Raw genomic sequence first — 16,794 nt, forward strand, 5'->3', positions numbered from 1 at the left:
TCGGCGGGGGCGATACCCCGGCGGGGCCCGTGCCGCAACCGAAGTGATCCACTATGAGTGACGAACAGCAGAACACCGTCATCGGCACCGCCTTCGAACTGCAGCGCAACACCCTGAAGCTCGGCCAGCGCGCGCTGGAGCAGACCGCGGAGACCCGCCGCAGCTTCAACGACCTCGTCCTCGGCGGCCTGGAGACACAGGAGGAGGCCCAGAAGCGCACCCTGGAGTTCAGCCAGGAGTCCATCAACAGCCTGCTCGACGCCATCGAGGAGAACGTCGACGGCTCCGAGGACACCGTCCAGGACATCCGCGACGCCGTCGACGAGGGCTTCGAGGACATCCAGGAGCAGCAGGGTGAGCTGTTCGAGTCGCTCTCCGAGCGCTACGACCCCGACGAGCAGGACGTCAAGCCGCTGAGCGAGGAGTTCCTCGACGCACTCAACGAGCAGCTCGACTTCCTCATCCAGGCCAACGAGGAGCTCGAGGGCGCCACCGTCGACACGTTCGAGGAGGTCCTCGACCGACTGGAGGAGCTGCAGGACGAGTACGAGAACCAGGGCGAGGAGTTCCAAGAGCAGTTCGAGGACCAGCTCGACCGGTTCCAGGACCAGTTCGAGCAGCGACTCGACCGGCTCCAGGAGGTCCAGGACCGCTTCGAGCAGCTGCAGGAGGAGGTCGAGGAGGACCTCGAGGAGATCGAGGACTCGCTGGACGACGTCGAGATCGACGACGAGGAGTAGGCCCCATCTTCCGCTCCCGGTATCGCGGACGCGGTTCGACCCGGCAGCTCACGTCCCGTCGAGGGGCGGTCGCTTCACACGCTGGACTGTCGGGCAGGATGATGTGGTCGAGATGCTGTACTTAAACTAATCGATTGAACGTTCAATATCAATGGCCAGAAATCGCCGGACGAAGGCCTTTGATACGGTCGGGCTAGACGCCGGACACAGCGAATGGACGGAACCAACGGCGTTACGGTGCTGGTTGTAGCGACACTCCTTCTCGGGTCGATCGCCGGTGTTGGACTGGTCGCCGCGGAGGACTTCCCCAGTGCGACCGACGGGGATATCTCGAACGGGGAGGAGCTGAAGGCCGCGGAGGACGACGATGACCAGGTCAAGGACATCAACTACACCTTCGTCATCGCCGACCACACGCCGGGCAAGGAGGTCGACGCCAGGCACTTCGCGGTGGGGCTGACCGAGAACGCGACGCTCCACCGGATCAAGCTCTACAGCGAGGACTTCGGGTACAGCAACTGCGAGCCCGACAACACGGCCGCGTTCGGTATCGACCGGAAGGACAACGACCCCGGGACGAACACGGACGTTTCGCTGCTGACCTCGTTCAAGAGCTACACCTCCAAGGAGGACTTCATCGACATCAAGTACTACAAGGAGGAGAAGCTCGCGGGCAGCCCCATCGGCGGGTCGGTCTACGACCAGATCGTCGCGGCACAGAACGGCTGCTACGACAACCCATCCGAGCCGGGCTGGTACCGCATCAACGGTACCATCACCGGCTCCTCGAACGGCGACACGACGACCGACTACAAGATCCGTGACCTCTCGCAGTGGATCTACATCTGTGACTGCTCCTCGCGGGCCGAGGCCGAGCAGACGCTGGGCCCGCCGCCGGGGCAGGACGGCGACGGTGACGGCGGCTCCGACGGCGGTTCCGGCGGCAGCAGCACCCCGACCGCGACGCCCACGCCGACCGCGACGGAGACAGCGTCGAGCGGTGGGTCGGGCGAGTCCACGCCGACCGCGACGGCGACGGCCACGCCGACCGCGACGGCGACGGCCACGCCGACCGCGACGGCGACCGCCACACCGGGCGATGGTGACGGTAGCAACGACGGCAGCGACGGCGGTGGCGGGAGCGGCGCCGGAACGAGCACGGCGACTGCGACGGCCGCGTCCGGTGGGGGCGGCTCCGGAGGGGGTGCGAGCGCAGCCACGGCGACCGCCACCGCGGCCCAGCAGCCGGCACAGGATGGCGCCGGCGGACCGCCCTCGACGCCGACGGTCGGTGCTGGTCCCGGGTTCGGGTTGCTGACGGCCCTCGGGGGCGCACTGCTGGCCGGACTGCTGGCGCTCCGGCGCGACTGAGTACCGCCCGCCGGCCTCCACCGGCCTGTCGTCCTGTAACGACGGTTGATAAATGGTCCTCTGACTACTTACAGAACATTCAACCTGTTCTTTACCGTTCAACGAGTGACTCGATGAGTGCTAGTGCACGGCAGCGGACGGTACTCGCGACGGTCGCACTGCTGGTGGTCGCGTCGGTCGCGGGAGTCGGTCTCGGCGCGACCGCGGACTCTCCGAGTGCGACGGACGGGGACGTATCGAACGGTGAGGAACTGAAGTCGGCCGAGGACGACGACGACCAGCTCCTCGATACCAACTACACGTTCGTCCCCGCGAACCACCAGCCCGGTGCGGAGGGGTCGGCCCGCCACTTCGCGGTGGGGCTGACCGAGAACATCACCCTCCATCGGATCAAGCTCTACAGCGAGGCCATCGGGTACAGCAACTGCGAGCCCGACAACACCAACGCGTTCGGCATCGACCGTGGCAACGACGACCCGGGGACGGGGACGGACGTCTCGCTGCTGACCTCGTTCAAGAAGTACACCTCCGAGGAGGACTTCATCGACATCAAGTACTACAGGGAGGACAAGCTGGCCGGGGGTCCCATCAAGTTCTACACCGTCGACCAGGTCGTCGCCGGCCAGTCCGGCTGCTACGACAACCCATCCGAACCGGGCTGGTACCGCATCAACGGCACCATCACCGGCTCCTCGAACGGCGACACCACGACCGACTACAAGGTCCGGGACCTCTCCGGCTACTTCTACGTCTGTGACTGCTCCTCGCGGGCCGAGGCCGAGCAGACCCTGGGGCCGCCACCGGGCCAGGGCGGCGACGGCGGCGACGGCGATAGTGGCGGTTCGGGCACGCCGACGGCCACCGCGACTGCTACCGCGACGCCCGGGAGCGAGGGCGGCAGCGACGGGACCGCGACAGCCACATCGACCGGTACGGCCACGGTGACGAGGAGCGCCACTCCGACCGCCGACCCGACGGCCACCGCGACCGTGACACCCACCGCGACCGCCACGACGGAACGCTCGGCCTCGGGCAGCGGTGATGGGAACGGCGGAGCGAGTCCCACGGCGACAGCCACGGCGGGCGGCGCGGGCGGGTCCGGGGACACGACCACGGCGACCCGCAGCGGCCAGGCCCGTCAGGACGGCAGTGCCGATGGGGCGCCACGGACACCGACCGTCGGCGCCGGCCCCGGCTTCGGCGTCGGTGCGGCCCTCGTCGGTGCCCTGGTGGCCGGGCTGCTCGCACTGCGTCGGGATTGAGTCCCGCCGTCGGACGCCGGGACCGGGCTACCGTAATGAAACGGCCATTCATACGGGGCTCCGCTCGGATCGTCTGGTCGCGGTACCTGTCGCCACAGCCCATCTGGGGGCCTCTCCGAACCGTTCACAAAAGTACCCCTCTCATGTGAAGGCAAATCTCGATGACGGTTTCCCCGTTCGTTGACGACCACGTATGCACGGGAACGGGACGACACGCACACTCGTCGTGGCGGGGGTCCTCGTCCTCGCGTCGGTGGCCGGGGCAGGACTCGTGGCCGCGGAGGACTTCCCCAGCGCGACCGACGGGGACGTCTCCAACGGCGAGGAGCTGAGAGCGGCCGAGGACGACGACGACCAGGTCTACGAGATCAACTACACCTTCATCCTCGAGAACCACCAGCCGGGCTACGTCGATGGCGCGGCGGAGCACTACGCGACCGGACTGACCGAGAACGGGACCCTCTACCGCATCAAGCTGGTCTCCGACGACTTCGGGTTCTCGAACTGCGAGCCGAGCGACGCCAGTGCCTTCGGCATCGATCGGGGCAACAACGACCCGGGGACGAACACCGACAAATCCCTGCTGACGGCGTTCAAGACCTACACCTCCGAGGAGGACTTCATCGATATCGTCTACTACCGCGAGTCGCAGCTGGCGGGTGAACCGGTCCGGGGCAGCGTCCACGACCAGATCGTCGCGGCACAGAGCAACTGCTACGACAATCCGTCCGAGCCGGGGTGGTACCGCATCAACGGCACCATCACGGGTCACGTCGACTCCGACGCCAGCGGGACGGACACGGACTACGTGATCCGTGACCTCTCGCAATGGGTCTACGTCTGTGACTGCTCCTCGCGAGCCGAGGCCGAGCAGACGCTGGGCCCGCCGCCGAGGCAGGACGACGACGGTGGCAGTGACGGCGACTCCGGTAGCGGCGGCTCGAGTACGCCGACACCGACGGCGACGCCGACGTCGACCCCCGGAAGCGACGCCGATAGCGGTACCGTGACGGCCACCGCGACGCCGACACCCACCCTGACCGCGACCGCGACACCCAGCAACGACGGGAGCGGTAAGGCGGGAGCCACCACCCCGACCGCCACGCCCGGCAATGGTGGGGCCGGCGGTGATGGCGGGACAGATACCCCGGTCGAGACGGCGCCCGCGACGAGCGCCGGCGGAACTGACGGTGGAGCCGCCGACACCGCGACCGCGACCGTGACTGCGACGAACGGCGGTACCGGCGCTGGCGGCGGTTCCGCAGCCGATGGGGTCCGGACCCCGACGGCCGGGACCGGTCCGGGCTTCGGCGCGGCCGCAGCGGTCGCCGGACTGCTCGGGGCAGGGCTGCTGCCCCTCCGTCGGGACTGACCGCGACGGGACCGTCGTCTCCCGGGGCCCGCTTCCTGTCCTGGGAAGCGAATCCCTTCCGGGCTCGTCCGCCAGCCCATTCGAGATCGAACGGGGGTCGAGTAAAAACAAGCCGTCAGGTGACGGGGCAATATGCTTCCGTCTCACGCCACGGTTTGGGCGTGAAACGATGTGGTGGAACGACGGGCCGACAGTACTGGTAGTAGCGACACTCGTCCTCGCGGCACCGCTCGGTGCGCTCGCGGCGACCCCCCTGGCGGTGGGGCCGGCGGGCGCGAGTGCGGCCGCCGCGTCGCCACACGGCGCCGACGCGAACTTCACGGCGACGCTCGACAACCACGCCCCGGGGACCACCGACGCGAACAACTACTACGCGGCGGGGCTCCGCGAGGAGATGCAGGCGATGCACACCATCGTCCTCTCCTCCCAGGCGTTCCAGTTCGACAGCTGCAGCTCCTCGAAGGTCCGCGCGTTCGGCCTCGACCGGGGGAACGACGACCCGGGGACCGAGACCGACGAGAGCCTCCTCTCGGCGTACAAGCGGATCGTCTTCGAGAAGCACCAGATCACGGTGAAGTTCTACAAGGAGGAGAAGCTCGCGGGCGAACCGGTCGCGGTCGCCCCCGAGGACCAGATCGTCGCCCGCGGCGACAACTGCATCCAGACCCCGTCCGAACCGGGCTGGTACCAGATCGACGGCAAGATCAACGGCAGCACCAACGGCGACACGACGGCGGACTTCTCGCAGTCGACGACCAGTCACTACGTCTACGTCTGCGACTGCTCCTCGCGCGCCGAGGCGGAGGAGCAACTCGGCCCGCCGCCGGGCCAGGACGGCACGGACGACGGGAGCGACGAGGGCTCGACCACGGCGACACCGACCGCCACGCCGACGCCGGATCGCGGCGGCGGTTCCGGCGGGAGTGCCACCCCGACGGCCACCCCGACGGCCCCCCCGACCGCGACACCGACCGCGACACCGACCGCGACGCCGACCGAGACCGACGCCGGCTCCAGCGGCTCGGGTGACGGTGGCTCCGGCGGTAGCGCCGGGACGACCACCCCGACCGCGACGACCACCAGCGATGGGGGGGATGGTGGCTCCGGCGGTGGCGGCCCGGGCGGGGAAGATGGTGGCTCCGGTGGGGCGAGCCCGACGGCGACGACCGCCGGCGGTGACGGCTCCAGCGGTCCCGGTCCGGCGACACCGACCGCCGGTGCCGGGCCGGGCTTCGGGGCCCTCGCGGCCCTGGGTGGACTGCTCGCGGCGGCGCTCCTCGCGTTCCGGCGCGACTGAGACGCGCCTTCCGGGGCGAATCCTGACGACGACCGCCCTCCATCCCCGCTACGTCACGCTGTCGAGCGGTCGTCGGGTCAGCAAGAAGCCGGGACGGCTGCCGCGGTCGCCGGGGCCGTCAGTCCTCGGAGCCGAGGTAGGCCTTCCGGACCGCGGGGTTGTCGGTGATCTCCTCCGGCGTCCCGTCGGCGATCTTCTCGCCGAAGTTGATGACGATGGCCCGGTCGATGAGCTGGAGCAGGCCACGCATGTTGTGGTCGACGACGATGAACGTCGTCCCGTCCTGTCGGAGGTTCTCCATCAGCTCGGAGAGCTCCGCGACGTCGGGGCCCGCGAGCCCCGCGAACGGCTCGTCGACCAGCATCAGGTCCGGGTCGGTCGCCAGCGCCCGTGCGATCTCCAGCCGGATCATGTCCGCGTGGGGCAGCTCGTCCGGGAGCTGGTGGAGCCGGTCGCCGAGCCCGACGCGCTGGCAGATCTCCACCGCACGGGCCTTCGTCCGCCCGCGCAGCCCGGAGGTCGAGAACAGCTTGTCCGGCACCAGCGAGATCTGCACGTTGCTGACGACGGGTCGGTCCTCGAGCGGCCGGAACTCCTGGAACGTCCGGGCCATCCCGTTCTGGACCATGCCGTAGAAGCTCGAGCCCGTCACGTCCCTGCCGTTGTAGTAGACGTTCCCCTCGGTCGGGGGGTAGACGCCCGTGATGCAGTTGAACGTCGTCGACTTGCCGGCGCCGTTCGGGCCGATGAAGCCGAGGATCTCCTGCTCCTCGACGGCGAACGAGAGGTCGTCGACGGCCACGAGCCCACCGAACCGCTTGGTGAGGCCGTCGGCCACCAGCACACCGTCGTCGGGACCGTACTGGCGGTCCGGATCGGTGACGCCGTGTGTGGCGTCGGCCGTCGAGGACTCGCCGTCCGGGGTGTCGGTGCTCATGGTCGGTCACCCCGGTCGTCGTCGAACAGCTCACGCAGCTCCTCGGTCCAGTTCTCGACGACCGTCCGCAGCGGCGGCTTCCCGCGTCCGCGCGCGTCCCGTCGGCGCTCCGCGGCCCTGGGCTGCCCGCCGTCGGCGGTGGGTTCGCCCCCGAACTGGCCACGGATGCGGTCCTCGATCTGGCTACCCGCCCGGAGCATCCGCGGCAGGATGCCCTCGGGCAGGAAGAACAGGAACACCAGCGTCACGATGGCGAACAGCAGGAAGTAGATGTCCGCCACCGGGACGCCGACGACGGGGACGGTCGTCTCCACGCCCCGGAGGGTGTCCCGGAGGATGTGGAAGAACAGCCCGCCGATGGCGGCACCGACGATGGTGCCCATGCCGCCGAGGATGGAGGCGACGATGATCTCGATGCTGATGACCAGCGCGATCAGCTGGCTGGGGTTCGCGATGCCGGTCAGGAACGTGTGGACGTAGATGGCGCCGGCCAGGCCGCCCACGAGTCCGGACAGGACGAACGCGAAGATCTTGAACTTCGCCGGGTTGAGGCCGGCCGCCTCGACCGCCAGTTCGTCCTCACGGATGGCCGTCAGCACGATGCCCGCGTCCGAGCGGGTGAACAGCAGGAACACCGCCAGCGCCATGACGAACACGCCGAACCCGATGACGTAGATCTCCACCGTGTCGGTGGTGAGTGTGCCGGCGCCGAGCAGCCCGGTCGCTCCCCCGGTTATCTCCGGCCAGAAGACGAACAGGCGGAGCACGATGATGGGTGCCACCAGCGTCACCAGCGAGAAGTACGGGCCCTGCAGCCGGAGCGACGGGACGCCGATGAGCAGGCCGATGAGTCCCGCGACGAGCATCCCGAGGGGGATGGTAACGAACAGACTGAGTCCGAGCTGCGTGTGCAGAATCGCGCTCGAGTAGGCACCGCCGCCGAAGAAGATGGCGTGCCCGAAGCTGATCTCCCCCGTGTAGCCCGAGACGAAGTCCCAGGTCATCGCGAACACGGCGAAGAACATCGCGCCGGTCAGCATGTCCAGCAGCAGCGAGTCGACGGTGAACGCGAAGAACCCCACGTCGATGCCGTACCCCTGGGCGACCGGGAGGAGACCGAGCACCAGGAGCCCCACCAGCCCGAGCTTGTGCCGCGTCGGCAGCGTGACCGGGTTGATGAGGTCCAGGAGGGACCGCTCCTCGTTGCTCAGCTCCGACTCCGCCTCGGCCGTTTCGGTTGTTGATGCTTCTGCCATGGTTACTCGACGAGTTCACGGCCGAACAGGCCCTCGGGTTTGACCATCAGCACGATCACGAGCACGATGAGTGCCGAGACGCCGGTCAGGCGCGAACTGATGAACGATACAGTCAGCTGGTCGAGCAGGCTGATGAGGTAGGCCCCGATGACGCTCCCGCGGATGGAGCCCAGGCCGCCGACGATGACGATGGAGAACGACAGCAACAGCGGGTTCCGACCCATCAGGGGGTTGGCGTTCTGGAACGACGCCAGGAAGACGCCGGCCAGCGCGGCCAGCGCCCCGGCGATGATCCAGGTGTAGGTGTAGGACCGCTCGGCGTTGATGCCGACGAGGGACGCGCCCCGCGTCGACATACTGGTCGCCAGGATGGCCTTCCCCGTCCGCGTCTCGTTGACGAAGTAGAACAGGGCTCCGATGACCACCCAGGAGACGGCGAAGATGACGAGCCGGTTCGCCGAGATGCCGATGCTGCCGATGTTGACCGTCCCATCGACCAGGTTCGGGACGACCACGGGCTGGGCCGTCTCGAGCGCGAGGAACACCTGCTCGACGATGAGCGACACCACGAGTGTCAGTATCAGCACCGACACCGGGTTGTCCGTGACGAACCGGATCATCCCCTTCCAGAGGAGGAGGGAGAACAGGCCGCCGACCACCAGCGCCAGGAGCGGGGCGAGGAGGATGGTCGAACCCCCGAGGATGTCCGTGTTCGCGAGGTAGAACGCACTGTACGCACCGATGGTCAGGCTGGCACCGTGGGCCAGGTTCAGGACCCCTCCGACGCCGAAGATGAGGGTGAAACCTGTCGCTACCAGTGCGTACAACGCCCCCAGCAGGAGTACGTTGATGCCGACGGAGACTAGGGAGGCCATTCTAGTTGACCCAGGGTGGGGACTTGTACTCGGCTTGTGCGAACCGGTCAGGGTAGATCGGCACCTGGACGCCCTCACCGTTCTCGTCGGTCTGCCACTGGAAGTAGACGCCGGGGACGCCCTCCTCGTCGGCCGCGAATGACGGGACCACGTCGTGCGGGTAATCCGCGTCCTTTCCGAAGAACTTGACCGTCCCGGTCGTTCCGGTGTACTTGGTCTTCTCCATCTGGGAGACCAGCGTGTCGCTGTCGACCGTTCCGGCCGCCTCGATGGCACTCTTCAGGACGCCCATCGCGTCCGCCGTGATGTACCCGGTGTACACCGGAAGCCGGTCGTACTTGTCCTGGTAGGCCTGCGCGAACGGCTGGGTCTTGTCCGTGATGGGCGAGTTCGCCACCGCGGAGGTGAGGCTGAACGTCGCGATGGAGGCGCCCTTGGTCGCCTCGAAGTACGACGGGAACTGCGTCGGCACGTGGATGCCGCCGAAGCCGAACGGGCGCTGGTTCTTCGCCCACTGCACCAGCGCGTTGGTGCCGGTGTGGGCCAGCCCCACGACGACCCCGTCGATGTTCTTGTTCTCGAACTGGTCGTAGATGGGGTTGAAGTCCTGGGTCCCCTCGGCCACGACCTCCGTCTGGACCAGCTCGACACCGGTCCGGCTCTCGAGGTTCGACCGCAGGTCGTCGACGTAGGTGCCGGTCCACTCGAAGTCCTCGGCGAGGAGGGCCACGCGCTCCCAGCCCATGTTCTCGAACTTGCTCTCGCCGTACGTGAGGACGGACTCCCCGAGGAACGTCGTGTTGTTCGGCCCGACGCGGAAGAAGTACTTGTTCTTCTCGTAGTTATCGGCGATGCGTGCGGTCGCCTTCTCGGTCGCCGCCCCGGTGCCGAGGAACGGGGTCTGAGCGCTCGCGATCTGCCCCAGGAGCGCGACGAGCTGCCCGGAGCCGAAGATGCCGGTCGTGGCGTGGACGCCCTCGCCCTCGATGAGCTCCTTGTAGACGCTGACCGTGGTGTTCGGGTCGGCCTTGTTGTCCTTGACGATGGTCTCGACCTCGGACCCGCCGATGCCGCCGTTCTCGTTGAACTGCTCGGCACGCAGGTTCGCCGCGTCGATGATGGACTGACCGGCGGCCGAGTCCTTCGGACCGATGACGCCAATCTTGATGGGGTCGGGCAGGCTCTCCCCGCCGCCACCGCCGTCGCCACCATCGCCGCCGCCACCATCGCCGCCGCCGCCGCCGTCGCCACCGTCACCGCCATCGCCGTCCGAGGGGCCGGTACAGCCCGCGAGGCCGGCGGCAACACCCGTCGCTCCGAGGCCAGTAACCTTCAGGAAGGTCCGCCTGTTGGAGGGGATGTCCCCCCGCCCGTTCTGTGTCCCGCTTCCGTTCGTATCGTGCTGTTTTCCATCGTTAGCCATTCCGGCGGCACGTTAGGCCAACGCCCACATAAATGTGTGGGGCCGTCGTATATCGGTTACACTATAATCTGTCGGTAGTGGTCACTCCGGGAGCGAGCCCGCCCCGAGCGTCGCCTCACCGGGCCGTCCAGCCACCGTCGACGGCGATGGTCGCGCCGGTGAGATAGTTCGCTGCTGGCGACGCCAGGAAGACCGTGGGGGCCGCGATCTCCTCCGGCTCTGCGAACCGGTCGAGCGGCGTTCGCTCCCGGATAGAGGCCGCCAGCTCCTCGTTCTCGGTCAGGTCCTCGGTGAGTTCCGTGGCGACGTAGCCTGGCGCGAGGCAGTTGGCCCGCACCTCGGGTGCCCAGTCGAGTGCGAGGCTCTTCGTCAGTCCCACGAGCCCGTGTTTCGAGGCGACGTACGGGTGCTGCCGTGGGAGTCCCACGAGCCCCCCGACGCTGGCGACGTTCACCAGCGAGCCCCCATTCGCCGCCAGGTGGTCGGCCGCCGCGTGGGCGCACGCGTACGCCCCACGGAGATTAACGTTGTTAACCAGGTCGAACCCCTCGGGGTCGACCTGGTCCGGGGTGCCCAGCGCCGCCTCGGGGTTGACCCCCGCGTTGTTGACCACCACCGACGGCGGGCCGAGCTCGTCGGTCACCGTCCCGAAGCAGTCGTTCACGTCGGCCTCGTCGGTGACATCGGCCGTCGTCACGCACGTCCGGGCGCCGTACTCCGCGAGTTCCGCCGCGACCGCCTCAACGTCCCCGGCAGTCCGGGAGACGGGCGCCACGTCGGCGCCCGCCGCGGCGAGGCCGTGGGCGATGGCCCGGCCGATGCCACGGGACCCGCCGGTGACGACGGCCACCTCGCCCGACAGGTCGAACGCTCCGGGGAAATCGAACGCCGGGACGTCGTCATCGCTCATTACCGCTTCCCTGTGAACGGGTCACATATAAAGCTACGTACGGCGTGTTCGGGTAGGAACGCCGGAGGGAACTACCCTGTCCCGACAGAACCGTCGGTGACGGGGGACGGTCGGTGAGTGCAAGATCGAATTGTTCGGAAAACGTCGCGATATTCCGACAATACCTGGGCCAATTCAAGAATTCGACGGCCTGTCGCAGAACTGCGTCAATCTCGGCCGTGCTTCGTCAGGCAGTTCGACAATCCGATGAGTTCGACGGGCTCTGAGTTGTCGGGGGAGTAGACGGCCATCTGGCCCTTCTCGAAGTAGGGGACCTTCCCCTCCAGGGCGCTGGGGAGGTTCACGGCGGAGACGGCGTCCTCGTCACCCAGGTTGAGGACCAGCCGCGTGTTCACCTGCTTGAAGATGGGGTCCGCGATGTCCTGGGGGTCCTGCGTGATGAGGAATAATCCGAGGCGCTCCTTGCGGCCCTGCTTTGCGGCCTCGGAGAACTTCGAGACGACCTTCCGCGCCTGCACGCTGTCGGCGTCGGTGAGGAAGTTGTGCGCCTCGTCCATCCCCAGGACGAGCGGCGTCTCCTTGATGCGGTCGTACGTGGGGTCGTTCGAGAGCTTCTGGTCGACGAGCAGGGAGGCCACCGCGAGCACCACCGTCGTCGCCTCGCGCGAGGAGTTGATGTGGTAGGTCGGGACCGTCGAGAGGCCCCCGGGTCGGACGAACTCGTTGACGAGGTCGGTGATGGGCTGGGCGTCCTGGTCGAAGACGCTCCCGAAGCCGTAGGCGCGCCGGCGGACGGCGTCGAAGGTGGCCTCGTGGACCTGCCCGGACTCGTGGAGCTCCTCGCGCAGCGCCGGGTCGTCGAGGAACGACGTGAACTCGTCGTACGTGCCTCCATCGCCGTGCTGGCGGAAGAACCGCTCCAGCAACCGCTGGAGCGCGGGATACTGGTTGTCGTTCAGCCCCGCCGATGCCACGAGCCAGGGCCGCTCGCGGACCATCGAGAACGGCACCGTGAACGGGACCTGCTCCGCTCGGTGGTGGCCCCCGGAGTAGCCGGCCGACCCCACCTGCGGGACGAAGGCCTTCGTGTCGTCGTAGCCGCCGAACTGGAGCCCCTCGCGCTCGTAGCGACGGGCCTCCTCGTCCGTGATGGCGTCGTTGTCGTCGTGCATCTGGGCGTACTCGTCCTGCGGGTCGAACTGGACGACCGCGACGCCGGGCGTCCGGTCGTCGTCCATCTCGTACGTGCGCCCGAGGTACTGTCGGAGGACGTTCTTCGTGGCGTGGGTCTTCCCGGAGCCGGTCCCCCCGGCGACGAGGGCGTGCCGGAAGACGAGCGGGTCGCCCGACTCGTAGGAGTCCGAGAGCCGGTAGTCGACGGTGGGCGGCGAGGCCCCGGTCTTCACCTTCTCCCCGCCGACCGCGAGGTGGCCGAGGAAGACGCCGTCCTCGGGGATCTTCAGGCCCGTCTTGATCTCGGTCTCGTCGGTCGCCTCCCGGACGACCGTCTCCGGCCGCGGGACGCGGTCGGCCATCCGCCGCCGGAGCTCCCCGCCCTCCCGATAGAGGACGGAGAGCGGTTCCAGCGTGGCCATGAACTTGTAGTCGCGCTCGTCGGCGGCGTCCTGGCGCATCGCGCGGCGCGCGTGGATCTCGGTCGCGTCGTCCGAGCGGAACTCCTGGGCGTACTCCAGCGCGGTGATGCGCGAGAACAGCAGTTCCTCGTCGGGGTACGGCGCGACGAGGTACTTCCCGATGCGGACGCGCGAGCGGTTGTTCACCGTGACGTAGGCCTTCATCCGGGTGTCGCGCTCGTCCTCGCTGATGACCAGCCCCTCCGAGGCCGAGAGCGTGCCCAGCCCCTCGTCGGCCCCGGTCGGGGTCGCCGCCATGTCGTCGAACCGGTCGGCCTCGTCGACGCGCGAGTCGCCCGCCACGGACGCGCCGTTCCCGGCCGCCTCGGCGCCGTCCCCGGCGTCGGCGGTGTCGGTGGCTCCGGCGGCGTCCGTCCCGTCGTCGGACCCCCCGTCCTCGTCCTCGTCGGGCGTGAAACTCGCGAAATCACCGAGGTCCGAGTCGGAATCCGTCATGCGGGGACGGTGGTGCGGCCCCCCGTATTACCGTTCGCCGCACGGTGGAAGTGGTCCGCCGTCGCGGCCACGCGGATTTATCCCCTCGGGCCGGCTAGACGGCGCCGTGTGCACCCTCGTCCTCGCCTGGCAGGTCTTCGCGGACGCCCCCGTGACGGTCGCGGCCAACCGTGACGAGGCGGACGGTCGTCCGAGCAGTCCGCCGGCCGTCCGGGATGGACCCCGGCGCTACGTCGCGCCACGCGACGACCAGGCCGGCGGCACGTGGATGGGCTACAACGAGGCCGGCCTCTTCGTCGGTATCACGAACCGGTGGAAACCACTCACCGGTGGCGAGCGCTCCCGTGGGCTCCTCGTGCAGGACGCACTGGGCCACGAGACGGCCGAGGACGCCGCCCGGTTCGTCGAGCGGACGGTCGAGAAGGGCGGCTACAACCCGTTCCACCTCGTCCTCGCGGACGCGAACGCCGCCATCATCTGCTCCTGGGACGGCCGCCTCTCGGTCCGCAACTTCGACCCTGGCGTCCACGTCGTCGTCAACGTCGGGTGGGACGGGAACTACTTCGTCCCCGAGGAACGCCCCGACGTGGGGCTCCAGCAGGCCGAGGACACGAACCGGGTCCGCGAGGTGCTCCAGCCCGAACCCGGGGAGACGGCCCTCGAGTGGACCGAGCGCGCGGGCGCCGTCCTGGGCGACCCCGAGTACGGCCGCTGCATCCACGGTGACGGCTTCGGCACCCAGTCCTCCTCGCTGCTCCGGCTCGGTCCAGAAGGTGCCGTCTTCGAGTACGCCGACGGCAAGCCCTGCGAAACCGAGTACGAGCCGGTTCCGGGGTTCGACGGCCCGCTCGCGGAGCGGGAGTAGGTCGGTCCGGCCCGGCGCCGCAGGACTGCACCGACCGCAAGACGGTTAGTCACCGACCACCACTCCACAGGCGATGACGAGGGTCGTCACCAGCCGTGACGCGTTCGAACGGGTCGCCCGTTCGGCCCCGGACCACGCGCGCGTCCCGGTCGAAGTCCGAATCGAGGTGGCCGACCCGTTCGACGCCTACCGCCGGGCCCGCGACGGCCCGGGCGGTGTCTTCCTCGAGACCACCGGCGGGCAGGAGGGCTGGGGCTACTTCGCCGTCGACCCGGTCTCACGGGTGCAGGTCGGCCCGGACGCGGTGACGGTCGAGTCGGCGGCCGACGGCCGCGACAGGGGCGACGCCCCCGGGCCGTTCGAACCGCCGGACTCACCCACACTAGACACGCTCCGGGCCGTCCTCGATGGCGAGACGCTCGCCCGTGGCGACTGCGACGTGCCGTACCCCTGCGGCGCCATCGGCTGGCTCTCCTACGACGTGGCGCGCGAGCTGGAGGACCTGCCCGAGACGACGACCGACGACCGCCGCCTGCCGCGCCTGCAGCTGGGCGTCTTCGACCGCATGGCGGCGTGGCAGGAGCCCCGCGGCGAACGGACCTCGCTCCGCGTGACGGCGTGTCCACGGCTGGACGCACACCCGGACGTGGGGGCCGCGTACGCGCACGGCCTCGCCCGGGCGAGGGGCCTGGCCGACCGGATGACCACCGGCGACCCCGGGGTTGGCGGCCCACCCGTCCTCGCCGACCGCGCCACGTTCGAGAGCGAGTGCGGCCGCGCCGCGTTCCGTGGGCGCGTCCGCCGCATCAAGCGCCACGTCCGCGACGGCGACACCTTCCAGGCCAACGTCTCCCAGCGGCTCGTCGCGCCCGCGGCCGTCCATCCCGTCGCGGCGTACGCCGCACTGCGGCGGGTGAATCCGGCACCGTATTCCTCGCTCCTGGAGTTCCCGGGCGTCGACCTCGTGAGCGCCTCGCCCGAGTTGCTGCTGGATGTCGCCCCGCGCCAGGAGGGCACCCACCTGCTCACCGAGCCCATCGCCGGGACGCGACCGCGGGGCGACACCCCCGAGGCCGACCGCGACCTGGAGCGGGACCTCACGGGCGACGAGAAGGAGCGTGCCGAGCACGCGATGCTCGTCGACCTGGAGCGCAACGACCTGGGGAAGGTCTCCGAGTACGGCTCCGTCGACGTTCGCGAGTACCGCCGCGTCGACCGCTACGCCGAGGTGATGCATCTCGTCTCGCTGGTGGAGGGCCGCCTGCGCGAGGGGTACGACGTGGCGGACGCGCTGGCCGCGACCTTCCCCGGCGGCACCATCACGGGCGCGCCGAAGCCGAAGACGATGGCACTCATCGACGAGGTCGAGTCGACACGGCGCGGCCCCTACACCGGGAGCGTCGGGATCTTCGGCTTCGACGGGCTTGCCACCTGCAACATCGTCATCCGGACGCTGGTCCGGACTGGTGACCAGTACGCGCTCCGGGTCGGCGCGGGTATCGTCCACGATTCGGACCCGGATGCTGAGTACGACGAGACGCTGGCGAAGGGTCGCGCGCTCGTTACGGCCGTCGACGAGGCGCTCGCGGATGCCGACCTCGCGGTCGAGGAGGTGTCGGCGGATTGAGCGCGGATACCGGCGCCGGAAGCACGGAGCGCTCGGGGGCCGACCCCGGCCGGCCGACCGTGCTGGTCGTCGACAACTACGACTCGTTCGCCTACAACCTCGTCCAGTACGTCGGCGCGCACGCCGAGGTGGTGGTCCGCCGGAACGACGCCGTCGATACGGACGATATCGCGGCGCTGGACCCGGACGGCATCGTCGTCTCGCCCGGGCCAGGGACGCCGGCCGAGGCGGGTGTCTCGATACCAGTGTTCCGCGAGTTGGCGTACCCGACGCTGGGGGTGTGTCTCGGCCACCAGGCGCTCTGTGCCGCCCACGGCGCCACCGTGGGCCACGCCCCCGAGGTCGTCCACGGCAAGCCCTCGACGGTCCGGCACGACGGCGCCGGGGTGTTCGCGGGACTTCCCGAGCGGTTCGAGGTCGGACGGTACCACTCCCTGGCGGTCGAGCGCGGCGAGTTGCCGGACGCGCTGGCGGTGACTGCCTGGACCGACGACGTCCCCGCGAGCGAGGCCAGTGGCGGCTCATTGGACGGGTCCGAGGGTGAACAGCGGGTGGTGATGGGCGTCCGCCATCGGGACCGCCCGCACGCCGGCGTGCAGTTCCACCCCGAGTCCATCCTCACCGACGCCGGGGAACGGCTCGTGGCATCGTTCTGCGGATCGCTCTGATACCTGCAAGTATATCCTCAAAATATGCGTTTTCAACAAATATGTTGGCCATATTTACTGTGTAGGGCCATTATATCTGGAAAAAGCGTGTGATATCTAGA

14 protein-coding genes are annotated in these 16,794 nt (G+C 68.9%); 8 read left to right on the forward strand and 6 right to left on the reverse strand.

Going from position 1 to position 16,794, the window contains the following annotated elements:
- Window positions 1-53: 53 nt before the first annotated feature.
- The 5 genes from P2T62_RS09395 to P2T62_RS09415 all read left to right on the forward strand — a co-directional run bounded on the left by P2T62_RS09395 (window position 54) and on the right by P2T62_RS09415 (window position 6,042).
- Window positions 54-740 (forward strand): hypothetical protein, encoded by a 687-nt coding sequence (locus P2T62_RS09395; protein WP_276261137.1) that lies wholly within the window; start codon window positions 54-56, stop codon window positions 738-740.
- A 213-nt stretch (window positions 741-953) separates the two neighbouring features.
- Window positions 954-2,111 carry a hypothetical protein gene (locus P2T62_RS09400; protein WP_276261138.1) on the forward strand — a complete coding sequence of 386 codons (1,158 nt, stop codon included), beginning with the start codon at window positions 954-956 and terminating at the stop codon, window positions 2,109-2,111.
- A gap of 113 nt (window positions 2,112-2,224) precedes the next feature.
- The gene (locus tag P2T62_RS09405) at window positions 2,225-3,373 is read left to right on the forward strand and encodes a PGF-CTERM sorting domain-containing protein (protein WP_276261139.1); all 1,149 of its coding nucleotides are present in this window, start codon (window positions 2,225-2,227) and stop codon (window positions 3,371-3,373) included.
- 193 nt (window positions 3,374-3,566) lie between these two features.
- Complete coding sequence (locus P2T62_RS09410; protein ID WP_276261140.1) at window positions 3,567-4,745, forward strand: hypothetical protein; 1,179 nt, start codon at window positions 3,567-3,569, stop codon at window positions 4,743-4,745.
- Between the two features lie 169 nt (window positions 4,746-4,914).
- The gene (locus tag P2T62_RS09415) at window positions 4,915-6,042 is read left to right on the forward strand and encodes a hypothetical protein (protein ID WP_276261141.1); all 1,128 of its coding nucleotides are present in this window, start codon (window positions 4,915-4,917) and stop codon (window positions 6,040-6,042) included.
- Between the two features lie 118 nt (window positions 6,043-6,160).
- On the opposite strand, the gene P2T62_RS09420 is transcribed toward P2T62_RS09415, so the two are convergent.
- The 6 genes from P2T62_RS09420 to P2T62_RS09445 form a co-directional block, all read right to left on the reverse strand.
- Complete coding sequence (locus tag P2T62_RS09420; protein WP_276261142.1) at window positions 6,161-6,979, reverse strand: ABC transporter ATP-binding protein; 819 nt, start codon at window positions 6,977-6,979, stop codon at window positions 6,161-6,163.
- Window positions 6,976-8,235, reverse strand: a complete 1,260-nt coding sequence (locus P2T62_RS09425) for a branched-chain amino acid ABC transporter permease (protein WP_276261143.1) — start codon at window positions 8,233-8,235, stop codon at window positions 6,976-6,978. Before P2T62_RS09425 ends, P2T62_RS09420 begins: the two co-directional genes overlap by 4 nt.
- 2 nt (window positions 8,236-8,237) lie before the next feature.
- Window positions 8,238-9,110 carry a branched-chain amino acid ABC transporter permease gene (locus tag P2T62_RS09430; protein WP_276261144.1) on the reverse strand — a complete coding sequence of 291 codons (873 nt, stop codon included), beginning with the start codon at window positions 9,108-9,110 and terminating at the stop codon, window positions 8,238-8,240.
- Between the two features lies 1 nt (window position 9,111).
- The gene (locus P2T62_RS09435) at window positions 9,112-10,533 is read right to left on the reverse strand and encodes an ABC transporter substrate-binding protein (RefSeq protein WP_276261145.1); all 1,422 of its coding nucleotides are present in this window, start codon (window positions 10,531-10,533) and stop codon (window positions 9,112-9,114) included.
- Window positions 10,534-10,648: 115 nt separating this feature from the next.
- Window positions 10,649-11,443, reverse strand: a complete 795-nt coding sequence (locus P2T62_RS09440; RefSeq protein WP_276261146.1) for an SDR family NAD(P)-dependent oxidoreductase — start codon at window positions 11,441-11,443, stop codon at window positions 10,649-10,651.
- A 206-nt stretch (window positions 11,444-11,649) separates the two neighbouring features.
- Window positions 11,650-13,533, reverse strand: coding sequence for an ATP-binding protein (locus P2T62_RS09445; RefSeq protein ID WP_276261147.1), 1,884 nt, complete (start codon window positions 13,531-13,533; stop codon window positions 11,650-11,652).
- 106 nt (window positions 13,534-13,639) lie between these two features.
- Between P2T62_RS09445 and P2T62_RS09450 the strand changes: the two genes are divergently transcribed.
- The 3 genes from P2T62_RS09450 (at window position 13,640) to P2T62_RS09460 (ending at window position 16,693) form a co-directional block, all read left to right on the forward strand.
- On the forward strand, window positions 13,640-14,398 hold the full coding sequence (locus tag P2T62_RS09450; protein WP_276261148.1) for an NRDE family protein: 759 nt from the start codon (window positions 13,640-13,642) through the stop codon (window positions 14,396-14,398).
- Window positions 14,399-14,471: 73 nt separating this feature from the next.
- Window positions 14,472-16,025: an anthranilate synthase component I family protein gene (locus P2T62_RS09455; RefSeq protein WP_276261149.1), complete on the forward strand. Its 1,554-nt coding sequence runs from the start codon at window positions 14,472-14,474 to the stop codon at window positions 16,023-16,025.
- Window positions 16,022-16,693, forward strand: coding sequence for an anthranilate synthase component II (locus P2T62_RS09460; RefSeq protein ID WP_276261150.1), 672 nt, complete (start codon window positions 16,022-16,024; stop codon window positions 16,691-16,693). Before P2T62_RS09455 ends, P2T62_RS09460 begins: the two co-directional genes overlap by 4 nt.
- The last annotated feature ends 101 nt before the right edge of the window (window positions 16,694-16,794 follow it).

It is taken from the genome of Haloglomus litoreum, assembly GCF_029338515.1.
Lineage (GTDB): Archaea > Halobacteriota > Halobacteria > Halobacteriales > Haloarculaceae > Haloglomus > Haloglomus litoreum.